The sequence below is a fragment of the Actinopolymorpha sp. B11F2 genome (assembly GCF_040195635.1).
In the GTDB taxonomy this organism is placed as follows: Bacteria; Actinomycetota; Actinomycetes; order Propionibacteriales; family Actinopolymorphaceae; genus Thermasporomyces.
This window is the reverse complement of the sequence record NZ_JBEFTX010000026.1, coordinates 36,360-59,873: the sequence shown is the minus strand read 5'-3', so window position 1 is coordinate 59,873 and position 23,514 is coordinate 36,360. Positions and strand designations below refer to the sequence as shown.

The following is a 23,514-nucleotide window of genomic DNA, read 5'->3' as shown; positions in this document are numbered from 1 at the left end:
GCAGGCCGGCTATGGAGTGCCTCGCCGGGTGCTCACGGGCTACCGCCGCTCGCGCCGCGTTGACCGGGCAACGCACCCACACGCCGACGTGATGGCCGGCATGGTCGAAGCCCTCCGGGTACTACGCGCCACCCGCGGGTCAGCGGTCAAGTCCCGCCGCGCCGGGCTCCAGGCGTTGCACAACGGCATCGTCGAAGCCGCCGCCGAACTACGCGACCAGCTGCGCCACACCCAGATCACCGGGCTGGTGAACCAGATCGCACCCGAACTCACCGCCGCCATCGGCATCGGCCGCGAGCTCGCCGCCGCCGCGTACGCAAAGGGTGCCCTTGCGTACCGCGGACTCCGTGCGCACTCTCGCCGGAACGCCGTGTGAAGCTTCACTCATGTCGAGCCGGTGGTCCTGAGGTGCGTTGGCACCATCGGTATCGGTATCGGTGTCATTGCGGGCCGTTGTAGGTCAGCGCCCGGGTCGCCTCCCAACAGCGGCCCCACACCGGCGTCGAGCCGCCGCGGGGCCGCAGGAGGGCGGGCGGGTCCTGGGGGTGCGGACTCAGGACCAGAGCACCCGGCTGGTAGTGCCCGCTTCTACAAACAAGGCCCGGCCCTCGCGCCGTCAGACACGCGGGGGCCGGGGCTCTCTTCGGTTGGGCCGGAACCGCGTGAGAGGCATCAAACCTGATCCCCACAGGCGGTCCGACCTAAACACTCTTGCGCAGTTAGGTCTCGGCGTCGTCAGAGTCGCGGTTTCCCTCACGCCGCAGGATCTGGGCTCGGTCGGCCAAGCTCGTCGAGGTAGACGGGTCCGTGGGCGGCACCGATAACCCGCTACCTCGGCTGCCAGTCATCTTGTGTCAAGCCGCGAGCCTCGGCGAGGTGGTCTGGGGAGGGGCGGTCTCACTCGTCACCACGTCGTCGCTGGCCGACCCCTCCAGGCGTACCCGTCAGACCGGCGAGGACGGCCGGCAGTTTCGGGCCACGTTCGGGGACGACACTGCCGATGCGCCGGCGTACGTCGAAGACTCCTGGGTCGGGGAGCACAGCCCGCGGCTCGGGCCCATAGCGCGCTTCCACTGCGATCGGTTCGGACCGGCTGTCAATGCTTCAGATGAACGGTGAAGTGCCGCTCCGTTTCACCGGCGGGAACAGTGCGCACAAGGCCCCAGACGTTGGGATAGTCGCCCGACCGACATCGACACAAAGGGCTGGGAGATGGAGAAGAGCCTTCCCGGCTGCGAACCTTGCCTTACCCACCTCGCTGACGCGGCGCTTGTGATTCGTCGAGGCTGCCGAGGGGTCTACCCCCATCCGCATGTCCGGCAAAGCCCCACGGTGACGTCACCCTGCAATCGCAGTGGTGCGGCGACGGCGGATCGTCGATCATGTGGACCGGAGGATCCGACGACTACCGCGTCGGCGCGGGAATCCGCTTGCTCGCCTTGGCCGCAAGCTCTTCGTCATCGACGAATGTGATCATCTCGACTCCAGGAGCGCACAGCATCACTACGACGAGCCGGCTCGTCCTATCTGCAAGCAGGTTCGAGATCGTGTAGTGGATGACAGCGCCGCCCGGTTCCCAGAAAGCTTCTCCGGCCTTGACCGGATAAGGTGCCTCACCCTCGAGCTCGAACAACATCTCCCCTTCGAGCATGTAGCCGAAAACGGGACCGGAGTGACGGTGAGGAGCGATACCTGGATCTCCCGGAGGTAGCTCAAGGAGTCGGACCATCGCGGAGGAACCCTGCACGACAAACGGCGGCACGACCTCCAACAGATCCTTCTCTACCAGGTTTGAAACAAGAGGCATACAAGAAGATTAGCTCCTCTGGTCCAGCCCTGCTGCTGTTCAATGCATGCCTGCACAAGAGGTTCTCTGGGCCGTTGCGGGTGCGCAGGATGGGGTCGAGTCGGTCACGATGGTCCACGGCACCTGTCCGGCAGGTACCAGGCGCTCCTGCTCCCGCTTGCCGGAATAGTCGGGAAGTCGCTGGATGTGATGTACTTGGACGATCGAGAGCAACACGTGGTGCCGAAATCCGTTTGCTGATCGGCTTCCAGTAGATTTGCGCGGCGGTGGCGAAGTATGTCGTTGCGGCCTCACGTAAGCGGGCGGCGAGCTGATCGCATCGACAGCAACATCGACGCCGACGAAAGCCTCGTCCAGCCCTCGACCGGTCAATAGGTCAACGCCGTGCGACCGGCTGATCGGAACAGGGTCGTGCCCGTGGCGGTGAAGGCGGCAACGGCGAGGGACCCGATGTTCCCGGATGCGCCGGCAAACGGCCACATGCATGCTTGGCTCCTATGTCAGGAGCTCGCCGAATCACCGTTTACGAGGTAGCCCCCGCAGGCACGGCCATGAAGAGGTGCAGGGCCCGCGGATTGACGGTGCGGGCGATCTCACGGGGGAGGTCACGGATGGCGAGTGTGATCGCGCATGCGTCGTCGCAGCCGGTGATGCTGGCGTTGGAGAAGCCGCACGGGCGGGCTGTGCCTCTCGATCGGCTCCGGTCAGTAGGCGACGCTGATACGGGACCTCGGATGCTCAGCCCTCTCGATCTCGCCGATGAACGCGACGGCGTAGTCCTCGGTACTGATGTGGCTGTTGCCTTCGCCGTCGGTCAGCAGGGCGTCACCGCCGACGCGGAAGTTTCCGGTGCGTTCGCCGGGGGCGATGCTCGCGGCCGGGCAGATGTAGGTCCAGTCGAGGTCGTCGACCTTGCGCAGTCCGGCGAGCAGATCGGCGTGTGCCTGGGCCTCAGGCTTGACTGCGGCCGGGAAACCGGGCGTGTCCAACAGAACCGTGTCCGGCGCCACTCGGAGTGAGCCAGCACCGCCAACGATGACGACACGGCGCACACCGCTGGCGCGCACACCGACGAGCAAAGCGTGGTACAGGGCGACGAACGGGGCGCGCGGATCGGAGCCATCACGCGGCGGCACCAGCGCCGAGGCCACCACGTCGGCGCCCTTGACCAGTTCGGCAACTCTTTCGGCCGACCCGGCCTCGGCCGCCACTGCGGTCAGGAGTGGGCTGTCCACGGGGGCGCGTCCGGAGCGGGAGACAGCCACGACCTCGTGGCCACGGCGCACGGCCTCGGCCGCGATAGCGCTGCCTACCATGCCTGTGGCACCGAACAACACGATCTTCATGGGGTGTTCCTGCATCTCTTGCGCGCATGTAGTTGGGATGAGCCGGACCCGTGATCACAATTCGACCGCCGTACGCCCTGAAGCGTCACGGTGCCCTTTCCCAGGCGGCTTCCCGGCAAACCCTCCGTACGGAGACGTATGCCTCAGCTGGTTGCCGATCGCCCCATCCCCGTGCCAGGGTGAGGGCTGAGGACGAAGCATGTAATAGCTGCGATATCGGACCGATTGCCGAACCGTCGCGGTGTCGCCGTCCTGACACTGGATGACCGTCTCCCACCCGGTTCCCAGAACACCTCGCCGGCGCGTTACGACCCGCCGCGTGATCTGCACCAGCTGCTGAGCCTCGGCCGGCTCCAAGTCCCGGACAACACACCTCAGGCGCCCGGGCCATGACTTACCCCCAGCCACAGCCTCCCAGCACCAGCCACCCCCAGCACAAGCCGACACCATTACAGCGCCAACGTTTCCTGACGAGGCACTCTAGAAGCGAGCGTCGCGAGGGACGAAGACAGGCCCTCCCGGCGCAGGATCGCGCCCTTCTGACCGTTAGGAGCGCTCTCGTATTCTGCGACGATCGCCAACTTGTACTCCCGGCTGAACACCCGCCGGAAGGGGCGTGGCCCCGGGTCGGCCCCGAGGTCGAAGGAACGGACCGGTCATCAGATGGGGTGGACACGTGCACAAGGATCTCCGATCCCGCCCTCGATCAGGTATCCGAGGACTGACTCCCGGTGTCTCTCCTCAGCCTGACAAAGAGGGTGCTGCGGGTCCGCGCAGACACCACCACCACGGATGTGAGCGGGACATCAGTAGCGATGACATTCCTCGGATGTGGTAACAGCAGCAGCGACAACGAAAGGTCCACTCAAAACCGCGATTCTTGTGGAGCCGGATTTCTCGGTCGAAACCGAACCTGCATGAGAAGAGAAGGTCTTCTCCTGCAGAACATCCACCGACACGTCAAGACTTGGTAATTACAAGAAGTTGTCGAAGTCGCCCAACGCACATCTCTACGTGCTGACCTCTTCACGGAATTTGAGACAGATCGGGAAGTAGCCCCTCGGCGAACGCAGTCTGTGCTGCACAGTTTTGGTCTGCTCCAGGACGTCATCGACCGCTTCGAACGGCAGGTACGAAGTCAACTCGCCCAGATGGCCCGGCGCGAAGACGTCCGCGACGACCGTGATGAACCGCGAGACATGGACGGTGGGAGACTCGGACATGCGACGGAGCTCCTGTGAAACAAGGTAATCTTCACAATCCCATGATCTATCGGAGCTCCGTGTACATTTCATCGTCGCGCAACCTTCGACCAAGGGTGATCAACCATGTATTGACCTTCCCGCGGTCGCCTTAACTACGGGGCATTGCTGCGTGATACGGCTGCGCCGCACCCCTGACGGAGGTCTGTGGTGTGCAGGGCGGCATCTATCGGGGAACGGGGGCAACGGTCAAGGACCCCTCGTTACGGGGGCTCTCGCATGCGTCGAATGCGCCATCAGCGGTGTACGGTCGATGGGCAGAGAGTGGCGCTGTAGCGCGCCTCAATGTGGTCGATCTGCGGGGTAAGACGCCGCGCTCCGACACCGCTAATACTGGCGGAACGAAGGTGTCGTGCAAGCCAGGAACTAGATACGGGGGGGGGTGCCGGATGAAGGCGATTGTTGTGACAGATGAGGCAGCGGGAACGGCCGGGATGACACTGGTAGATCGGCCCGAGCCGGAACCGGCGACAAACGACGTCGTCGTTCAGGTTCATGCGTCGGGGTTCACCTCGGGTGAGCTGGGTGAGATTGTCCACCGGGTGCGGGACCGGCGATTGCGGACGAACATCGGCAACGTCGCAACCCTCGACGACGCCGTCGCCGCCTTCAATCCGACCGAGCGGATCAGCGGGCAGACGATCATCCGCATTCGTCCGTGAGCGACTCGCGCCCATTGATGCAACATTTCCATCAAAGAGACAATGCCTGAGGAGACAATTCCCATGAAGGCGATCGTGGTGACGGACCAGGCTGCGGGAACGGCCGGGATGACGCTGGTGGAGCGCCCCGAGCCGCCGGCAGCGATAAACGACGTCATCGTTCAGATACATGCGTCGGGATTCGTCCCGACTGAGCTGGAGTGGCCCTCGACCTGGACCGATCGCATGGACCGTGACCGAACACCGTCGATCCCTGGGCACGAGATGGCCGGAGTGGTCACCGCTCTCGGGTACGGCACGACCGGTCTGTCTGTGGGACAGCGGGTGTTCGGCCTCACGGACTGGCATCGCGACGGCACCCTGGCGGAGTACGTGGCCGTCGAGGCACGCAACCTCGCGCCCCTGCCAGGCGACGTCGACTTCACGGTGGGCGCGAGCCTGCCAATCTCGGGCCTGACCGCGTGGCAAGGGCTGTTCGACCACGGCCGCCTTCGGGCGGGGCAGAGCGTCCTCGCGCACGGCGCGGCCGGCGCAGTCGGGACGATGGTGACGCAACTCGCGCGCGAGGCTGGCGCGTATGTCATCGGTACGGGGCGCGGTGCCGACCGTCAGAAGGCACTCGACTTCGGCGCGCAGGAGTTCGTCGACCTCGACAACGACGCTCTGGAAGACGTCGGCGGTGTCGATCTGGTTTTCGATGTCATCGGCGGAGACATCGGGAGGCGGTCCGCAGGCCTGATTCGCGCCGCAGGAACGCTGGTGAGTGTCGTCGGGCCGCCGGGGGCGCGGCCCGCCGACGGCCTGGCGGTCGACTTCGTTGTCGAGTCCGATCGTGGCCAACTGGGCGAGATCGTCCAGCGGGTGCGGGACCGACGACTGCGGACGAACATCGGCAACGTCGCGACCCTCGACGACGCCTTTGCGGCCCTCAATCCGACCGAGCGCCGAAAGGGGAAAACGATCATCAGCGTCCGTCCGTGAGGACTCGGAGACGCGATTGTCGGGCTGTAGGTCGGCACAGCCAGGCTGGCGTTCCCTGAGCAACTGGTGAGATCAAGCTCGTCGCCAATATATAGCCAGCTAGTGTTGCGTGACTCTGATGAGTTTACTTGGCGTTGTTGTCCACGAGTTTCTTGATGTCGGTCTGGACGAGTTGAACTTTGGCGAGGATCTCGTCGGCTGCGGCGGTCCAGGTGAACGGCTCGGTAGGGTTGGTTGTGGCTGGTCGGTGGGTTGGTTGTGGTCCAACGTCCGCCCCCTTGACTCCAAGATCGTCTCCCCGAGCCTGCGGCCGGGCAGATTCGCAAGGAGTCCTGTCAGACAGTGACTGCGGGTCGACGATCACGGCCGCCAACGCATGAACGCGCCCGTCAAGGCGGGAGCGGGCGGATTCGTTGAGGTAGGCGGTGATCATGGATCGGCAAAGGTACCGGTCATGCCCCCAGATGCCTGACCTCACCCTGCGGCAGGGGTGACTCGCCGAGCCCTGGTGACCATGCGACCTCGGACGCGGAGCCGGCGGTTTTGCAGCTGGTCAGCCCAGTGCGCGGTCGAGGTTGAACGCGGCGCTGATCAGTGCCAGATGGGTGAACGCCTGCGGGAAGTTGCCCTGTTGTTCTCCGGTATGACTGATCTGCTCTGCGTACAAACCAAGGTGGTTGGCGTACGTCAGCATCTTCTCGAAGGCGAGGCGGGCCTCCTCCACGCGTCCGGCGCGGGTGAGCGCCTCGACGTACCAGAACGAGCAGATGGAGAACGTGCCCTCTACACCCCGGAGGCCGTCCGGACTCGCTTGCGGGTCGTAACGGTAGACGAGCGAGTCGGACACCAGGTCCTCGGTCAGCGCGTTGAGGGTCGCGAGCCACTTAGGGTCGGTGGGGGAGACGAACTTCGCCAGCGGCATCATCAGGACAGCGGCGTCCAGGACGTCGTCGCCCTCATGTTGGACGAACGCCTGCCGCGTGTCGGACCAACCATGGCGCATGATCTCCTGGTAGATCGTGTCACGGACCATGCCCCAGTGGGACAGATCGGCCGGCAGACCGCGAGCCCGGGCCATCCGGATGGCGCGTTCGATGGCCACCCAGCACATGAGCCGGGAGTACAGGAAGTTCTTCCTGCCGCCACGGGTCTCCCAGACGCCCTCGTCGGGCTGGTTCCAGTGCTCGCAGACCCATCCGACCAGATTGGACACCGTGTCCCAGAGGTCGCTGGAGATTGGCTCGCCCCACTTGTTGTAGAGGTAGATGGAGTCGATGAGCGCGCCGTAGATGTCAAGCTGGAGCTGGTCCGCGGCGGCGTTGCCGACTCGCACCGGCGCCGAACCCTGGTAGCCCTCCAGGTCGGGCAGTTTCCGTTCGGGCAGGTCGGTACGCCCGTCGATGCCGTACATGATCTGCAGAGGTCCGGACGGCCGGTCGGCGTGCAGGTCGATCCGCTCGGTCAGGAAGCTCATGAACTGCGCGGCCTCCTCGGTGAAGCCGAGCCTGAGCAGGGCGTAGACGCAGAACGCAGCATCACGGACCCAGAGGTAGCGGTAGTCCCAGTTTCGCTCACCGCCGATGTGCTCGGGCAGGCTCGTGGTCGGCGCGGCGACGATCGCACCAGTGGGTGCGTAGGTGAGCAGTTTCAACGTCAGTGCGGAGCGGTGCACCATCTCCCGCCAGCGGCCGCGGTATCGCGAGGCTGAGAGCCAGCGCCGCCAGAACGCCACCGTGGCGGTGAACTCCCGTTCGGCCTCGGCGTGTGGGCAGCCGCGCGGTGGCACCTCGCCGCTGACCCGGTCCAGGGCGAACACCTCCGACTCGCCCTGGGTGAGCCTGAACTCCGCCCGCACGTCCAGGCCATCGCACTCCAACGGCACCGTGGCGGTCAGCGCGAGCGAGAGCGCCTCGGACTCGAAGAGCGCCATGGGGTCGAGCATCCGTAGGGTGTGCTGCTGGGCGGCGTACCCGAACCGGGGAGCGACCCGGGCCCGGAACGGGATCGTTCCGCGTACGCACACGACCCGCCGGATCAGCCGGTGCCGGTCGGCCTCGCTGGATTCGCTGACCGGCATGAAGTCCTGGATCTCGCCCACCCCGTCCTCGGTGAAGAACCGGGTGATCAACACGTTCGTATCGGGGAAGTAGAACTGCTTGGTCCTGGCCGGCGCGATCGCGCACAGCTCGAACGCCCCACCCCGATCCGCGTCGAGGATCGCGGCGAAAACACTGGGCGCGTCGAACGACGGACAGCAGTACCAGTCGATGGTGCCGTCCGTACCCACCAAGGCCACCGTGCGAAGATCACCGACCAGCCCATGATCGGCGACGGGGAGGTAGCGGGCGGCCGAGCCTTGGTACGTGGATGTTTCAGCCATCGTGGAAACCTTCCTCTACCACTTCATGGTGCGTCGGACGACGACCCTCCCGGTAGGTGACTCCTACCGAAGGCGGGTGCCCGGCCTGGCACTCGATGGCCACCGCACGAATTCTGATCCTTCCGTGAAGCCGAAATAACATGGATTGGTCAGCTTGTGTTGCCGTTGGTGGCAATGGAGCCGCCACGTACGAGACATTGTTGTTTGTACCGAATGGCGTCCTGTCTGTCGTAGCACCAGACCATGTCTGCGGCCACGGGACAATGGGGGTCCGAGGTGATGTGGTCGCCTCACACCGAGGGTCGGATTGACGTGACGTGCCCGGCGCCTCTGGAGGCGAAGAACGCGATGGTCGCCATGTCGTCGCGGTACGTGCTGAGCTCCACGCCGACTGCGCCGCGGCCGATGATGACGACGCGTTCGGGGTCTCCTTGAGGCTGGTGACCTCGCGATTGGTCCACACCGGCACCTGGTCGAGCCAATGGACGTCGCGCCGGCCCTCGGCCTCCCCTTGGCCACCGCCTCCCGACCGGCCCCAGGCCGACGACGACCGCATCGAACTGCTCGCTCATGCCTGCGTGATACCCCGCGACCTCGTCGCAGTCGCGGGAGGATCGTCGCCTTTGTCCTCGCCCGGTGGGTGTCTCAAGACCCTGGTGAGGTGGTGGTCTGACAGGTGCAGTGAAAGGGCAGACGACCGGAGGGTGATCATGAAGGCTATTGCGGTCGTGCCCAGGCAGGCGGGTAGTGCGCATCTGACCGAGGTCCGGAAGCCGTCGGTCGACGACGTTCCCGGCGGACGTGGCGTCATGGTCCGGGTTCTCCAGGTCGGCTTGGACGGGACGGACAAGGAGATCAACGCCGGCGTGTATGGTGCGGCACCACCAGGCGAGGACGTCCTGATCACGGGGCACGAGAGCCTCGGCGTGGTCGAGCAGGTGGGCCCCGCCGTCACCGAGCTGGCCCCTGGCGACCACGTAGTCGCTCGCGTCCGCCGGGCGGGTTCGAGTCAATACGACATGCTGGACATGCCCGACATGACGACCGACGACGCCTACTTCGAGCACGGCATCAGTCGCGTCCACGGGTTCCTCACGGAGTACTACGTCGAGGAGCCGCGGTACCTCATCCAGATCCCGAAGCACCTCTCGCACGTCGCGGTGCTGCTGGAGCCGACCAGTATCGTCGAGAAGGGCGTGCTCCAGGCGGACGAGATCCAACGCCGCCTCAAGGTGTGGCGACCCCGCCGGGCAGCCGTCCTGGGCGCTGGCACGATCGGCCTCCTCGCCACGATGATCCTGCGGAACCGCGGCCTGCAGGTCACCACGCTCGGACAGCGCGAGGCGCCGTACCTCAACTCCGACCTGGTGGAGGCGTTCGGTGCGCGCTACGCCAGCACCAGAGCGACGCCGTTGGCGGACGTGGCCGGCGAACACGGCTTCGATCTCGTCTTCGAGGCCACTGGCTACTCACCGATCGTCTTCGACGCGATGTCCCACCTGCTCGCCAAGAACGGTGTGCTCGTCCTGTCCAGCGTCACCGGCGGCACCCGGCGGACCGAGATTCCCTCCGACGCGATCAACCTGGATTTTGTCCTGGGCAACAAAGCGATGTTCGGCACGGTGAACGCCAATCGGGAGCACTTCGACGCGGGCGTCCGTGATCTCGCCGTGGCCGAGCTCCAGCATCCGGGCTGGCTCTCCCGCCTCCTCACCCACGCGGTCCGCGGGCTCGACCACTTCAGCGACGCGCTCGACCAGCTCAGTGCGCCCGGCGCCATCAAGGTCTACGTCGAGGTCAGCTCCTGAGGAGACGCCGTGCGGTGGCGGACGTGGTGGCGCGAGCTGTCCGGACGCCGGCGGCACGCGCTCGTCGGCGGACCGTGTGTCGCTGAGAGCGTCGCTGAGAGGACTACGCGGCCGTAGCTACCAGGGCACGATCACCGAGATTGAGAGTCCGCCTACATGCTGGGGCAAAGTCGCTGGAATTCGCATCCGCTGGGATGGTGAGCCAGCGAGCCACGACAGCTTCCTTCCCGCCGACTCGGGCTCGGTGAAGAGGATCAGCATATGAACTCCTCTGCCACCCCACGGACGTACACCGGCTCCTGCGCGATCTGCACATCCAACCCGCGAACCGCCGACTCCTGGATCCCTGCCGCATCTACGGTCGCCTTCTCCGCTTCAGACACTGATGATCCTCTCCTGCCGGAGGAAGGCCCCAGCATTCCGGATCACCGGCTCACCCACGAAATTCCTGACTGTCCCAGGCGAGGTGGTCGACCACCCGCCGGCGGGGGACTTAGGGATCCGAACAGCAACCCGACTGGCCGCAGAGTCACATTCGTTGCGGTAGTACACCGCGACAAGCAGCACCCGATCATCCAACGGATGGATCCACCGTGGTCCCGGGCCGGTCTGGTTCTGCACCTCGAAGTCGCACGACGCCCAAGCCTGCCAGACTGGAGCACCGAAGACCCAGCGAACACCTGGATCCAGCTATCTGACTCAGTATTGATCACCTGCATCCGAGGCAATGATCGACCGGCGCGGGCCCTACGTACAAGACACGCCGAAATCTTAACAGCCCTTACGGGACGGCGTTTTGGCTGCGATCAGGTATGAGAACTCCCCGGAATCGCATTGCTCCGGCGAGCATCTTGTCGAAGGCTTGTGGCGCATCCTCCAGCGACGCCTGCTCGGTGATGGCCCGGACCCCGGATTGAGCGGCGAATCGCATCGTCTCCTCTACCTCCTGTGAAGTGCCGGAGGCATGACCGCGCAGCGTCTTCTGCCCGGTAATAAGCTGCGCCGGACTAACTTCGATCTTTTCCAGGGAGAATCCGATGACGATCAGCTCGCCGTGGGGACGTAGGCCATCGATGGCCGTCGTCATTGCCGCCGGCTGCGGCACGGTGGCCAGGATGACCTTGGCGCCACCGAGTGCTTTCAGCGCCTCGGGCACATCTTGCGCCGTGCTGTCGAGGTAGTGGTGGGCGCCGAGTTGCCTGGCGGTCGCTTCCTTTTTGCCGCCGCGGTTGATGACGACTGTGTCGAAGCCCATCTTGTCAGCGAACTGGACCGCCAGATGCCCCAGCCCGCCAAGCCCGAGGACCGCGACCAGATCGCCGGGCCATGCCGAGGTGCGGCGCAGCGCATTGAATACTGTCACGCCTGCGCAGCCCATCGGTGCGGCATCGGCAAACGTCAGCTCCTCGGGGATACGGGCAAGCGCGCTGGTCGGTACGACGGTCGACTCGGCGTACCCGCCCGGATAGGCAAGCCCGGGCACCTGGAGGTTCACGCAGTTGATCGCGTCACCCTCGCGGCACGACTGACAGGTTCCGTCGTTGCCACCGAACCAGCCGACGGCCACACGGTCGCCGATCTGCCAGTCGACGATGCCGTCGCCGAGCATGTCGATTCGGCCGGCGACCTCGTGGCCGAGTGTGAGCGGGAACGGTCCGACGCCGAACGCGCCACGCACCATGCTGATGTCGGTCCCGCACATACCGCACGCCTCGACAGCGATTCGGACCTCCCCCTCGCCGGGGCTGGGCTCCGGGACGTCAACGACACGTAGCGGTGCATTGACCTGACTGACCTGAACCGCGCGGATCATCTTGGTCACTGACCGACCTCCTCGAGTTGGATCACCTACCAGTCGTCCCAATTCATCACTTCCGCACTGCATCCGGGCGGAAACGCGGCAGCGCTCTAAAGGGGGTGTCCGATTAACGGTGGATCTTGGTCTGGCATCAAGTGCCGCGTCAAGCAACGTTGGGTAGGTAATCGGGGCGGCGGATTTTGGAGTCGGTCGCGAATCGTTGCTTTGGTCGTGCTTGCTTGTTGTGCCAGCGGAGGTAGCTGGCGATCGCGGTTTCCTGAGCGGCGTGGCTGGGGTAGTCGCTGCCGTCGAGGGTGAAGTAACGGATCGCGGTGAACTCGGACTCGATCCAGTTCAGCCAAGACGCGTTGGTCGGGGTTAAACGAGGTCGATGGCGTGGTCGGTGCACCAGGAGGTGACCTCTGCCTTGGCGTGGGGACCATAGTTGTCGCAGACCAGGTAGTGAATCGCCCCGGGTTTCGTGGAGGCTCGGTTACTTGGAACCAGCTCTGGTCGGGATGGGTCGCTCAGGGTAGTTCTCGGCCGTTATCTGGGTCCAGTGGTTGGTCTCGAACTCGGCGGGTGGGACGAGCCCGATCTCGCCGTGAAGGCGTCGATGGTTGAACCAGTCGATGTATTCGGCGACCGCGATCTCGACGTCAGTCACGGACTTCCAGCCGCCCTTGGGCCGCATGATCGGGTTGCGGGTGCACTCGGCCTTGAACAGCGAGTTGAACGCCTCGGCCATCGCATTGTCGTAGCTGTCACCCTTGCTCCCAATCGATGCGACCGCCTCGGCTTCGGCGAGCCGCTCGGTGTAGCGAATCGCTCGATATTGCACGCCCCTATCGCTGTGATGGACCAGGCCGGTGACGTCTTGGCCGGCCCGCTGCCGAGCCCACAGCCCCATGTCGAGGGCGTCCAGGGCGAGGTCAGTGCGCAGCGACGTGGATACCTGCCAGCCAACGACGAGCCGGCTGAAGACATCCAGCACGAACGCGACGTAGGTCCAGCCGGCATGAGTTCGGACGTAGGTCAGGTCCGCCACCCAGATCTGGTTCGGGGCGGTGGCGACGAACTTCCGCTTGACCAGGTCCTCGGGCCGCTCGGTCTCAGCCCCATCGCCGATGGTGGTCTTGCGGGTCTTCTCCCGCGGGATGCCACGCAGGCCCTCTGCCCGCATGAGTCGTTCCACAGTGCAGCGGGCGACCGGGATGCCTTCGCGGTTGAGCTCGGCGTGGACCTTCCTCGCGCCATAGACACCCAGGTTGGCCTTGTGGGCGACCTTGATGTCGGCGACCAGCTCAGCATCACGCACCGCCCGCGGCGAGGGTGGCCGGGTCTTGGCGGCGTAGTAGCTGCTCGGAGCGATCTGCACGCCCGCCTCACCCAAGGCGGCGCAGATCGGCTCGACTCCGAGCTTCTTGCCCTCAACGACACGGTCGCGATGGCCATCGATGTAGTCGACGACCACCGCGACCGGAACGTCGCGAACTACTTGATCTTGCGGTCGAGCTCCGCTGCGGCGAAAAACGCCGCGGACGTCTTCAGGATCTCGTTGGTCCGCCGCAGCTCGCGGACCTCCCGCTCCAACTGGCTGATCCGCTCAGCGTCCGCGGTCGTCGTGCCAGGCCGCGTGCCGTCGTCGATCTCAGCCTGCCGCACCCAGCCCCGCAGGGTCTCCGGGTGCATGCCCAACTGCTCAGCGATCCGCGGGATCGCACCCGCCCGCGTGGCCGGGTCGTTCCTCGCGTCGACCGCCATCCGGGTCGCGCGCTCACGCAACTCGTCCGGGTACTTCCTAGGTGCTGCCATGACTCTCATCCTCCATGGATTGAGAGCCTCCATCAGACCCGGGGCGATTCAGAGGGCGATCCTGTCCGCGCTGCTGGCCGGCATCACCGATCCGGTGCAGCTGGCCGGGCTGGCCAAGGGACGGCTGCGGTCGAAGACCGACCGGCTGGTCGAGGCAGTGGCGAACCGGTTCCGGATCGACCATCACGGCGTCCTCGTCGCCAGGCTGCTCGCTCACATCGACACCCTGGAGGAGCAGCTCGCCGCCCTCGACGCCAAGATCGTCGCCGTCCTCGAACCGATCGCCGGCCTGGTGGAGCTGGTGTGCACGATCCCCGGGGTGGCACCAAACACCGCGCACGTGCTGTTGGCCGAGTGCGGCTGGGACATGAGCGTGTTTCCCACGTCTGCGCATCTGGCGTCGTGGGCGGGCATCTGTCCTGGCAACAACTCCTCCGGCGGCAAACAGTTCGCCGGCGCGACTCGACCCGGCTCCAAGTGGCTGCGCAAAGCGCTGACCCAGGCGGCGCAGGCTGCTGCCCGTAGCAAGGGCACCTATCTGGCCGCCCACCACGCCCAGATCCGTGGACGGCGTGGCTCGGCCAAGGCGATCGGCGCGACCCGTCACGACATCCTCGTCGCGTTCTGGCACATCGTCACCGACCAGGTGCCCTACCTCGAGCTCGGCCCCGACTGGGCAGCCCGCCGTTACTCGGTCGAGCACCGCACGAACCGGCTCGTCGCGCAACTCGAAGCCCTCGGGTCAACGTCCACATCGAACCCGCCACCACCTGACCGACCCGGCTTTCCGGACCAGAAACCTGCGCACACGAGGCGTCGAGGGCAAGCCCCGACGCCATTCCTGCACGCCTGCGGTGGCTAACGGTGGTGGGGATTCACATCTCAGCCGCGGCCTTCTTCGCCCGGACGCCGCAGTAGCCGAGCGGTGTGCGTTGATCGAGGCGGAGAAGGCCACCTACCCCATCGCGTGGATGTGCCGGCAGCTTGGCGTGCCCAGGTCCAGCCTCTACGCGTGGCGGAACCGGACCGAGACCCCGACCCAGGCCCGTCGGCGCGAGCTGGCCGTCGAAGTACGCCGTATCTTCGATGACTCGCGGCAGACCTCGGGCTGCCGTCGGGTGGCCGCACAGTTGAACCGGGAAGGCCATGAATGCTCGGTCGGGCTGGTCGCGGACCTGATGCGCGAGCTCGGGCTGCGGGCTGTGCAGCCACGTGCGTACAAACGCACCACCCTGCCCGGTGAGCAGCCTGAAGACTCGCCGGACCTGATCGGCAGGGACTTCACCGCCGCCGCGCCCGGGCAGCGGCTCGTCGGTGACATCACCTACCTCGCCACCGACCAGGGCTGGCTGTACCTGGCCACCGTGATCGACCTGGCCACCCGGATGGTGGTCGGCTGGCAAATCGCCGACCACATGCGCACCGGCCTGGTCACCGACGCGTTGGCGATGGCCGCAGAAGCCGGACACACACGACCAGGAGTGATCTTCCACTCCGATCGCGGAGCCCAGTACACCTCGGCCGAGTTTCGCCAATACTGCAAGGGCAAAAGCATCCGCACCAGCGTCGGACGGACCGGCGTGTGCTGGGACAACGCCGCCGCCGAGTCGTTCTTCGCTGCCCTGAAGAACGAGATGTACCACCGGCAAAAGTTCACCACCAAGGCCAAGGCACGTTTCGCCGTCGCCGAGTACATCGAAGTCTTCTACAACCGGCAACGGCTGCACTCCACGCTCGGCTACCGCACCCCACACGAAGCCCTCACCGAGTTCGAAACCGCAGCACCCGCTGCATGATCAACAACGAGGACCTGTCCAAAATCCTTGACACACCTCAGTTCCTTGACGAGGCACTAGTTGGTGCCGCTTGGCGTGATGCGGTGATGGGCAGGGGCGTCGCGCTTGTCCGGGCGCGTGTCAGTCGGGTGAGGTACGCCGCTGTGCTGAGCGCTGCCGGGCGCTTTGTGCCGGTGCACCTCGTCAACGACGTTTCCGAACGCTGACCACTTTTCGCCCTCGATCAGGCGCTGGAGGCCTGGGCCGTTCCGCGTCCAAGGCCTCGCCGCGCACCCTGACCGATCCCGCCCTGCCGGCTTCTGCCGCGCAGGCATGTGACCCGGCCAAGCAGGGTTTCGTCCTCAGGTGGTACACGGCGTGGCGCACAAACTCTGCGCGAACCACCAGTTGGCCATACTGGAACATCGAGCCGCGCCGACCGGAACCGTCGGTGACGTCGTCGCCGGCGGTTGGTTGCCACCCGGCCGAAGGGAAGTCGAAGGCGCGGGCCGGCACAGCGCTCAGGTACCCGCGTCCAGCCCGGAGCTTCCGCGCCGTCCGAAGGACGATCCCGGTGGACCATCATGTTTTCCCGCATCGGGTTTCGCGGCGCCAGTCGGTTTGCCTTCCCGTCCGTGCTCGGACGTCACCTGGCGCGGCACGGTCCCCAGACCGGGCTCCTCGTCTGCGCCCGATGGCGCCGGCTTCCCCGCCTGGCTCGCCGCGATGACCGCGTATATGTCGCGGGCCGCGTCGATTTCGCGGGTGGTGAAGGCCCGCTCCGGGCGTACCTCCCGGGTGAACGCCACCAGCCAGGTCGCGACCGCCATGAGGCGGTTGCGAAAGCCAGTGAGGAAGGCGATGTGCACGACGAGCCATAGCAGCCAGCCGATGAACCCACCGCAGCGTAGCCGCCCTCTCGCCACCACCGCTTGGCCACGGGCGATGTAGGCAGCCGAGCCGAGGTCGCGATACCGGAACGGATGGCGACTGTCGGCGCGCCCTTCTGCCAGCCGACGGAGGCGGGCACCCGTGTAGTGACCGGCCTGCATGGCGGTCTCCGCGACGCCAGGCAGTCGGTCGACGCTCATGAGGTCGCCGACCACGGAGATTTCCGGATGCCCGCGGATGGTGAGGTCCCGCTCTACCCTGATCCGCCCGGAGCGGTCCTGCTCGGCTCCGGTGGCCCGCGCGATCGCGTGGGCGAGGGGCGGAGCGGCCACGCCCGCAGTCCACAGCACGGTGCCCGCGTCGTGGCGGACTTCCGTGCCGTCTTCCTTGCGCGCTGTCAGGCCGTCCTGGTCGACGCTGGTGACGAGGGCACGCATGTGCAGCTCGACGCCGAGCCGCCGCAGGGTGTCCCTGGCCCGCGCGGAGAGCTTCGGGCCGAACGAGGCGAGCGGCTCGCTCCCACCGTCGAACAGCAGGACGCGGGCATCCTCGGGGTGGCTCAGACGGAACTCGTTGCGCAACGTGTGGGTGGCGAGCTCACGGATCTGGCCGGCTAGCTCCACCCCCGTCGGCCCGGCCCCGACGAGTGCGAAGGTCAGGCGGTGCTGGCGCTCCTCCGGGGTAGGGGCCGACTCTGCCTGCTCGAACGCGCCGAACAGTCGCTGCCGGATCGTGAGGGCGTCCGCGATCGACTTCATGCCGGGCGCGTGAGCCGCAAACTCGTCGTGGCCGAAGTATGACTGGCAGACGCCGGCGGCGACCACGAGGTCGTCGTACGGGATCTCCATCTGGGTCCCACCGGGGCGCAGTGCGATGACCTGCCGCCGGGCGGGATCGAGGTCGACGACCTCGGCGAGGAGGGTCTCGACGTTCTGTTGGCGTCGGAGAACCTCCCGCAGCGGGGTGGCGATCTGTCCCTCCGACAGGATCCCGGTGGCGCATTGGTAGAGCAGCGGTTGGAACAGGTGATGGTCGACCACCGTCACCCAGAGCGGGGCGCGACGTAGGGCGCGGGCGGCGGCCAGGCCGGCGAAGCCACCCCCGATGATCACCACGCGGCGGGGTGGGTTGTCCGGGTCCATGCCTCCGTCTCCTCTCTGTTTCTCTCTGTTTCTGCCTTTGTGTCGAGGACGTCCGCCAGGACCGTTCTCCGCAAACCACCGGCCGGACCGAGGCCGGCTTAGACAGCCGGGTCGTGCCACCGGGTGCCGGCCGGGAGGACGTCGGCCGCCTCCTGCGGTCCCCAGGTGCTCGGTGCGTACGTATGCAGGGGTACGACATCGCCAAGGATCGGGTCGACAATCCGCCAGGCGGCCTCCACGGAGTCCTCGCGGGCGAAGTAGAAGTCCTCTCCTTCGAGGGCGGCGCCGATCAGCCGGTCGTACGGCCGCGGGTCGGAGCCGGGCTGCTGGGCGAAAGTGAGCTCCTCCGTCTGGGCCTGCGCCGCGATGCCGGGTTTCTTGCCGGCGAGCGTGAGCGAGACCGCCGTCTCCGGGCGTACCCGGAACCGCAGGTCGTTCATGGCGTGGAAGGACTCCAGGCCGCAAACATTGTGCTCCGGCTGGCGGAACTTGATCGTGACCTCGGACGCGCTCACCGGGAGGCACTTTCCGGCCCGGATCGAGATCGGCACGCCGGCCCACCGCTCCGAGTCGGAGGTCAGTGTGGCGGCGAAGAACGTCTCGACCGTGGAGTCCGGTGCCACACCGTCTACGTCGCGGTAGCCGTCGTACTGGCCTCGCACCACGTCCTTCGGTGACAGGGGATGCAGGGCCTTCATCGCCCGGGTCCGCTCGTGCCGCCAGGTCCGGACCCCCTGGCTCGGTTCTTCGGCGATGACGCTGACCAGGAGCTGCAGCAGGTGGTTCTGCAGCACGTCGCGGACCGCGCCGGCCCGGTCATAGAACCGGCCCCGGTCCGCGACGCCGAAGTCCTCGGCCATCGTGATCTGGATGCTCTCGACAAATGTGTTGTTGAGCAGCGGGTCGATGATGGAGTTGGCGAACCGTACGTACAGAATGTTCTCGACCGGCTCGAGGCCGAGCCAGTGGTCGACGCGGAAGATCGCGTCCTCGTGGAACACCTTGTGCATCGTGGCGTTGAGCTCCTGCGCGCTTGGGAGGTCGGTGCCGAACGGCTTCTCGACCATGACCCGAGCGTCCCGGTCACGACCGACCGACGCGATCCCGTTCGCGATCCGGCCGAACAGCTGCGGCGGGACCTCCAGGTAGAAGAGGGTGCGCTGGCGGGAGCCGAGCCGGTCGGCGATCTCCTGGTAGGTGGCGTCGTCGTTGAGGTCGCCGTTGACGTACTCGAGGAGCCCCAGCATCCGCTGCGCCGACTGGCTCTGTGGGTCGATGCCGTTGTGCCGCAGCGATTCGGCGGCGTACTCACGGAGCTGCTCGGCCCCCCACCCGCTGCGGTGTGACACCCCGATGATCGGGACATCGAGAGCCCCGCGCTCGACCAGGCTGACCAGGGCGGGGTAGGTCTGCAGCTTGGCCAAGTCACCGGTCGGACCGAAGATGACCATTGCGTCTATTCGTTCACGTCCCATCTGATTGCCCGCCTTTCCTACTCGTGGCCCTGGTCGTGGTGTCCGACCGAGGACTGGTACCGCCGCCGGCCGTCGGGAGCACGTAGCGTTCGACGGCGTTCGCGAAGCCCTCATCGGAGTTGGCTGTGGTGCACCGGCGGGCGGCCCGTTGCACGTCGAGGCTCGCGTTGCCCATCGCGATGGAGAGACCCGAATGGGCGAACATGAGGACGTCGTTGGGCATGTCGCCGATGGTGGCGATCTCCTGCGGCGGTATCGCGTACTTCTGGGACAGGAACGCCAGCACGCCGCCCTTGTTGGCCTCGGGATGGGTGACGTCGAGATAGTAGGGCTGGGAACGCGCCGCGGACACGTGGTCGCCGTACTCCGCGTCGGCGGCCTTCGAGGCGGCGGCCACCGCGTCGAGGTCGTCGCTGACGCCGACAATCTTGGCGACGTCGTGCTGGTCGCCGTAGTGGTCCAGGACCGTGGGTGGGAACCGCACGGTCCAGGCTTCGCGCGCTACGTGCGGGCCGTTCGCGTCACGGACGTACCATTCCGTCCCCTGATAGAGCCAGACGTCCAGGTGGTATGCCTCCAGCAGCGCCGTGACGGGTGCAACGAGCTCGTCCGGGATGGTCCTCTGCTCGATGACGGACATGTCCGGATGGACGAAGATGCCGCCGTTGAACCCGGCGATGGTCGTTGTGACGCGAAGCGGCTCGACAAGCATGGCCATGCCGCGCGGCGGGCGGCCGCTGGTGATCGCGAAGAGGATGTCCGCGTCGTAGAGCCGTCCCACCGCGTCGACTGTCCGGTCGGTGAGGATCTTGTCGCCCGTGACCAGGGTGCCGTCGACGTCGGCGAGCAGCAGCCGAATCGGTGGAGTACCGGCGTTCATGGCCGCACCCCTGCCATGACACCGGACGTGGTGACTGCGAGGTCGATCAGCTCGCGGTACCGGTCGGCGATCGTGGCCGCAGCCTGGTCCGCGGTGACGGTGGCGGCCAGCCAGGCCCGCAGCGGGTCCTCCCACAGGGTCCGGCCGACCGCGAAGCCGATGAACCCGGGTACGCCGGCCGCGATGCGGATCCACTCGCGAACCTTGGCCTCGTCGGCGCCGCGCCCGAGGACGACGCAGCTGACGTCATCGCGGTCGCCGGACCGTGCCTGCTCCACGACCCGGGCGCAGTCGTCGTGGGTTTCCAGTCCCTCGATCTTCCAGATGTCCGGTTCGACTCCGGCCTCCTGCAGGGCGCCGATGGTGGCGACGACGAGCGAGGGTCGCAGCTCGCGGTCGAACCACTCGTGGCTGTCATCGCACCGGGCGAGCTGGTCGTCGGTCGGGGGCACCAGCAGCTCGAACAGGAACGTCCGGCCGCTGTCGTGCAACCACCTGGTGAGCTGGGCGAGCCGGTCGTTCTGGCGGGCGTTGACCTGCTGGTCACCTTCCGGGTTATAGCGGACGAGCACCTTCGAAAACGTCGGGTCGAACCGTTCGATGTGCGCACCGAACTCGCTGCCGTACTCGAAGTCGAACTCGGCCTGGCCGGACTTCTCCACCGGCATCGCGAGCAGGTGGCCGGCCGCCTGGGCAGCTGTGGCCACCTCTGTGCCGAACGCCTCGTCGACGAGGACGCCGGCCGCGTCGGGCGGTGCCCCGTGGTCGACGGCCCGGGTGAACCCCTCGTAGATGATGTTCTTGGCGTCCACGATCCCGTCGCGTACGGCCGGCGGGATCGGTGGTCTGGCGCCGAACAGGTCACGCTCGAACGATCCTCGATGGTCGAACGCCAGGAGGTACAGGGGCCTGCGGTAGCCGAGGGTCATCGCCATCTCTCCTCTCGTGGGCGGTCCTCCCCTGGTGGACGGTCCGGGCGCAACCGTGGGTGTGTGGCACTGCGGGATCGGGGAGACTCTGCCGGTGTGAGTGCTGAGCGGGCCGAACGGGTGCGCGCCGAGCGGGAGCGTGCCGAGCGGGAGAAGCGGCTGGCGGCCGAGGCGGCCGCGGAGCTCGTCGCCGGCGGCATGACGGTCGGTCTGGGCACTGGCAGTACGGTGGCCTACCTGCTTCCGGCGCTCGCCCGGCGCCGACAGTCGATCCGCTGCGTTGCGTCGTCTCCGCGTACCCGGCAGGCCGCGGAGGAGCTGGGGCTCACCGTCGAGGCGTTCGGCACCCTCGACCATCTCGACCTCACCATCGACGGCGCCGACCAGATCGCGCCCGGCGGCTGGCTGGTCAAGGGGGGAGGCGCTGCCTACACCCGGGAGAAGATCGTGGCCGCCGCGGCTACCCGGTTCGTTGTCATCGCCGACTCGCGCAAGCCGGTGGATGCACTGCATCCCCCGATCCCGGTCGAGCTGCTGGAGTTCGGCCTGCCGACCACGTTGCGCCGGCTTGCCCCGGTGGCACTCCGGGACGTGCCGCGCAGCCCCGACGGCGGCGTTATCGCCGACTACCACGGCGACGTCGGAGACCCCGCCCGGCTCGCGGCACGGCTGGCCGCGACACCGGGACTCGTAGAACACGGACTGTTCCCGCCCGACCTGGTAGCAGAAATCCTCATCGGACACGGAGACTCGGTCGAGCACCGTACGATCGGCGGACCGAGCCGCTGACACCCGTGCCGGCTTCCGCGGCGGCCGTTTCCCCCGTACACGCAGGCTCGCCTGCCCGGTCATGAGCCCGAGGCTCCACGGTCGGCGACGATGAGTGACTCCCGCGCCTCGACCCGGCCGGCCGGGATGGACTCGTCACCGGCGAGCACCTTCGCCAACGCCGGTTGTTTCTCCGCCCCGGTCACCAGCCAGAGCAGCTGGTCGGCCCGAGCGAGTGCCGGATAGGTGAGCGTCATCCGCGGATGGCCCTGGTAGTCGCCGGTGACCGCGACCAGATGGTCGGTCACCTTGAGCACCGGGTCGTCGGGGACGAGGGATGCAGTATGCCCGTCCGGTCCGAGACCGAGATGGATGAGGTCAAAGCGGTGCGGCAGCAGCCCGGCGTACCGGTCGGCGGAGGCGTCCAGGTCGGGGTCGGTCACCGGCATGGGGACCACCTCGGCCGGCGCCCGTCCCAGGCTGGCGCGCAGGTGGGTCAGGTTGCGGGCGGGGTCGCCGTCCGGGGCGACCCTCTCGTCGACCTGGAAGATCACGATCCGTTCCCACTGGAGGTCCCGGGTGGTGAGTTCGGCGAACATCGCCCACGGGGTGTGGCCGCCGCTCACCGCGAACGTGAACCGCTCGTGGTCGATGATCGCCGCCCGGCTGCGTTGGACCACGATGTCAGCGGCCGCTGCGGCCACCGCGTCCGGAGTGGTGAGGACTTCGAGCTCGTGCTGCATGGGCCTTTAGTCTTTCTTCTCGGCGTGGCCGCCGAACTCGGCGCGCATTGCCGACATCGCGGCGTCGGCGAACTGGCCGAGCCCGCGGGATTCAAACCGCTCGTTCAATGCGGCGGTGATAGTCGCGGCAGGAACGCTCTCCTCGATCGCCGCGATCACTGTCCACCGTCCCTCACCGGAGTCGGAGACCCGACCGGCGAAACCGTCCAGCTGAGGGGAACGGGCCAGAGCCTCGGCGAGCAGGTCGATCAGCCAGGACTGGATAACCGAGCCACGGCGCCAGACCTCGGCAACCTCGGCCACGTCGAGGTCGTACTGGTAGGCCTCCGGGTCGCGCAACGGGGCGGTCTCTGCATCGACCTGGCGGCCCTTCTCGCCGATGTTCGCGTGCCGCAGAATCGACAGTCCCTCGGCGACTGCGGCCATCATGCCGTACTCCACACCGTTGTGAACCATCTTCACGAAGTGCCCGGCACCGCTCGGGCCACAGTGGAGATAGCCCTGCGGCGCGGTCCCGTCGCGGGTCCGACCCGGTGTGAGTGCGGCGCTCCCGCTGCCGGGAGCGATGGTGGCGAAGATCGGGTCGAGCCACTCCACCGTGCGACTTTCGCCGCCGATCATCAGGCAGTAGCCGCGCTCCAGGCCCCACACGCCACCCGAGGTCCCGCAGTCCACGTAGTGCAGCTGCCGCTCCGCCAGCTGTCTCGTCCGGGCGATGTCGTCGCGGTAGTAGGAGTTCCCGCCGTCGATGACGATGTCGTCGCCGTCGAGCTGACCGACCAGCTGGTCGAGGACGTTTTGGACGACGCCGGCGGGGACCATCATCCAGACCGCCCGGGGCCGGTCCAGCTGGGCCACGAGATCCTCGAGGGAACTGGCGCCGCGAGCGCCCTCGGCAACCAGCGCTTCCACGGTGGCCGGGTTGCGGTCGTACGCCACGCAATGGTGGCCGTCGCGGGTCAGCCGGCGGACGAGGTTGGCCCCCATCCGGCCAAGCCCGATCATGCCCAGTTGCATGGGTCTGTCCGTGGCCATGGTTGGTCCCCCCTCGG

General features: G+C 66.8%; 23 protein-coding genes and 1 pseudogene. 8 read left to right on the top strand and 16 right to left on the bottom strand.

The window, feature by feature from the left end; genetic code table 11:
- Nucleotides 1-28: 28 nt before the first annotated feature.
- Nucleotides 29-376, top strand: a complete 348-nt coding sequence (locus tag ABN034_RS32005; protein ID WP_349694700.1) for a hypothetical protein — start codon at nt 29-31, stop codon at nt 374-376.
- Between the two features lie 521 nt (nt 377-897).
- Here the strand turns inward: ABN034_RS32005 and ABN034_RS32000 are convergent.
- The 4 genes and pseudogenes from ABN034_RS32000 to ABN034_RS31985 form a co-directional block, all read right to left on the bottom strand.
- Nucleotides 898-1,074, bottom strand: coding sequence for a hypothetical protein (locus ABN034_RS32000; protein ID WP_349694699.1), 177 nt, complete (start codon nt 1,072-1,074; stop codon nt 898-900).
- Between the two features lie 331 nt (nt 1,075-1,405).
- Nucleotides 1,406-1,807: a cupin domain-containing protein gene (locus ABN034_RS31995; protein ID WP_349332367.1), complete on the bottom strand. Its 402-nt coding sequence runs from the start codon at nt 1,805-1,807 to the stop codon at nt 1,406-1,408.
- A 704-nt stretch (nt 1,808-2,511) separates the two neighbouring features.
- Complete coding sequence (locus ABN034_RS31990) at nt 2,512-3,153, bottom strand: NAD(P)-dependent oxidoreductase (RefSeq protein WP_349332366.1); 642 nt, start codon at nt 3,151-3,153, stop codon at nt 2,512-2,514.
- Between the two features lie 1,067 nt (nt 3,154-4,220).
- Nucleotides 4,221-4,376: pseudogene (locus tag ABN034_RS31985) on the bottom strand (transposase domain-containing protein); the annotation flags it as partial.
- Nucleotides 4,377-4,819: 443 nt separating this feature from the next.
- On the opposite strand from ABN034_RS31985, the gene ABN034_RS31980 reads away from it, so the two are divergent.
- Entirely contained in the window at nt 4,820-5,077 is a 258-nt protein-coding gene (locus ABN034_RS31980; RefSeq protein ID WP_349694698.1) for a hypothetical protein, read from the top strand.
- A gap of 63 nt (nt 5,078-5,140) precedes the next feature.
- Complete coding sequence (locus tag ABN034_RS31975; protein WP_349332364.1) at nt 5,141-6,058, top strand: NADP-dependent oxidoreductase; 918 nt, start codon at nt 5,141-5,143, stop codon at nt 6,056-6,058.
- A gap of 124 nt (nt 6,059-6,182) precedes the next feature.
- On the opposite strand, the gene ABN034_RS31970 is transcribed toward ABN034_RS31975, so the two are convergent.
- Both ABN034_RS31970 and ABN034_RS31965 read right to left on the bottom strand, forming a co-directional pair.
- Complete coding sequence (locus tag ABN034_RS31970; protein ID WP_349694697.1) at nt 6,183-6,491, bottom strand: hypothetical protein; 309 nt, start codon at nt 6,489-6,491, stop codon at nt 6,183-6,185.
- 120 nt (nt 6,492-6,611) lie between these two features.
- Nucleotides 6,612-8,438, bottom strand: coding sequence for a glycoside hydrolase family 15 protein (locus tag ABN034_RS31965; RefSeq protein WP_349694696.1), 1,827 nt, complete (start codon nt 8,436-8,438; stop codon nt 6,612-6,614).
- Between the two features lie 710 nt (nt 8,439-9,148).
- Between ABN034_RS31965 and ABN034_RS31960 the strand changes: the two genes are divergently transcribed.
- Nucleotides 9,149-10,246: a glucose 1-dehydrogenase gene (locus ABN034_RS31960; protein WP_349694695.1), complete on the top strand. Its 1,098-nt coding sequence runs from the start codon at nt 9,149-9,151 to the stop codon at nt 10,244-10,246.
- Between the two features lie 254 nt (nt 10,247-10,500).
- Here the strand turns inward: ABN034_RS31960 and ABN034_RS31955 are convergent, their stop codons facing one another.
- The 4 genes from ABN034_RS31955 to ABN034_RS31940 all read right to left on the bottom strand — a co-directional run bounded on the left by ABN034_RS31955 (nt 10,501) and on the right by ABN034_RS31940 (nt 13,859).
- Nucleotides 10,501-10,629, bottom strand: coding sequence for a hypothetical protein (locus ABN034_RS31955; protein WP_349694694.1), 129 nt, complete (start codon nt 10,627-10,629; stop codon nt 10,501-10,503).
- 398 nt (nt 10,630-11,027) lie between these two features.
- Nucleotides 11,028-12,059, bottom strand: a complete 1,032-nt coding sequence (locus ABN034_RS31950; protein ID WP_349694733.1) for an alcohol dehydrogenase catalytic domain-containing protein — start codon at nt 12,057-12,059, stop codon at nt 11,028-11,030.
- 148 nt (nt 12,060-12,207) lie between these two features.
- Nucleotides 12,208-12,453, bottom strand: coding sequence for a hypothetical protein (locus ABN034_RS31945; RefSeq protein WP_349694693.1), 246 nt, complete (start codon nt 12,451-12,453; stop codon nt 12,208-12,210).
- Between the two features lie 84 nt (nt 12,454-12,537).
- Nucleotides 12,538-13,859 (bottom strand): IS3 family transposase gene (locus ABN034_RS31940; RefSeq protein ID WP_349694692.1). Its coding sequence is split into 2 segments (ribosomal slippage): nt 12,538-13,568 and nt 13,568-13,859, totalling 1,323 coding nucleotides; the frame shifts between segments, so codons are not numbered across the junction.
- A gap of 19 nt (nt 13,860-13,878) precedes the next feature.
- Here ABN034_RS31940 and ABN034_RS31935 point away from each other — a divergent pair.
- Genes ABN034_RS31935 through ABN034_RS31925 form a run of 3 tightly spaced genes read left to right on the top strand, consistent with a single transcriptional unit; the run spans nt 13,879 to nt 15,861 of the window.
- The gene (locus ABN034_RS31935; RefSeq protein WP_349694691.1) at nt 13,879-14,721 is read left to right on the top strand and encodes a transposase; all 843 of its coding nucleotides are present in this window, start codon (nt 13,879-13,881) and stop codon (nt 14,719-14,721) included.
- Nucleotides 14,714-15,655: an IS3 family transposase gene (locus ABN034_RS31930; RefSeq protein WP_349694690.1), complete on the top strand. Its 942-nt coding sequence runs from the start codon at nt 14,714-14,716 to the stop codon at nt 15,653-15,655. The genes ABN034_RS31935 and ABN034_RS31930 overlap by 8 nt, the downstream gene beginning before the upstream one ends.
- Entirely contained in the window at nt 15,652-15,861 is a 210-nt protein-coding gene (locus ABN034_RS31925) for a hypothetical protein (protein WP_349694689.1), read from the top strand. Before ABN034_RS31930 ends, ABN034_RS31925 begins: the two co-directional genes overlap by 4 nt.
- Nucleotides 15,862-16,155: 294 nt before the next feature.
- Here the strand turns inward: ABN034_RS31925 and ABN034_RS31920 are convergent, their stop codons facing one another.
- The 4 genes from ABN034_RS31920 to ABN034_RS31905 all read right to left on the bottom strand — a co-directional run bounded on the left by ABN034_RS31920 (nt 16,156) and on the right by ABN034_RS31905 (nt 20,957).
- On the bottom strand, nt 16,156-17,667 hold the full coding sequence (locus ABN034_RS31920; RefSeq protein ID WP_349694688.1) for an NAD(P)/FAD-dependent oxidoreductase: 1,512 nt from the start codon (nt 17,665-17,667) through the stop codon (nt 16,156-16,158).
- 98 nt (nt 17,668-17,765) lie between these two features.
- Nucleotides 17,766-19,142: a glucose-6-phosphate dehydrogenase gene (gene zwf, locus ABN034_RS31915; protein ID WP_349694687.1), complete on the bottom strand. Its 1,377-nt coding sequence runs from the start codon at nt 19,140-19,142 to the stop codon at nt 17,766-17,768.
- On the bottom strand, nt 19,132-20,022 hold the full coding sequence (locus ABN034_RS31910) for a Cof-type HAD-IIB family hydrolase (protein ID WP_349694686.1): 891 nt from the start codon (nt 20,020-20,022) through the stop codon (nt 19,132-19,134). Before ABN034_RS31910 ends, zwf begins: the two co-directional genes overlap by 11 nt.
- The gene (locus tag ABN034_RS31905; protein ID WP_349694685.1) at nt 20,019-20,957 is read right to left on the bottom strand and encodes a 2-deoxy-5-keto-D-gluconate 6-phosphate aldolase domain-containing protein; all 939 of its coding nucleotides are present in this window, start codon (nt 20,955-20,957) and stop codon (nt 20,019-20,021) included. Before ABN034_RS31905 ends, ABN034_RS31910 begins: the two co-directional genes overlap by 4 nt.
- A gap of 90 nt (nt 20,958-21,047) precedes the next feature.
- Between ABN034_RS31905 and rpiA the strand changes: the two genes are divergently transcribed.
- The gene (gene rpiA / locus ABN034_RS31900; protein ID WP_349694684.1) at nt 21,048-21,740 is read left to right on the top strand and encodes a ribose 5-phosphate isomerase A; all 693 of its coding nucleotides are present in this window, start codon (nt 21,048-21,050) and stop codon (nt 21,738-21,740) included.
- Nucleotides 21,741-21,799: 59 nt separating this feature from the next.
- Here rpiA and pgl read toward each other — a convergent pair whose 3' ends face one another.
- Both pgl and gnd read right to left on the bottom strand, forming a co-directional pair.
- Entirely contained in the window at nt 21,800-22,462 is a 663-nt protein-coding gene (gene pgl, locus ABN034_RS31895; RefSeq protein WP_349694683.1) for a 6-phosphogluconolactonase, read from the bottom strand.
- Between the two features lie 6 nt (nt 22,463-22,468).
- A complete protein-coding gene (gnd, locus tag ABN034_RS31890; protein ID WP_349694682.1) occupies nt 22,469-23,497 on the bottom strand; it encodes a phosphogluconate dehydrogenase (NAD(+)-dependent, decarboxylating) in 1,029 nt (342 codons plus the stop codon).
- Between the last annotated feature and the right edge of the window lie 17 nt (nt 23,498-23,514).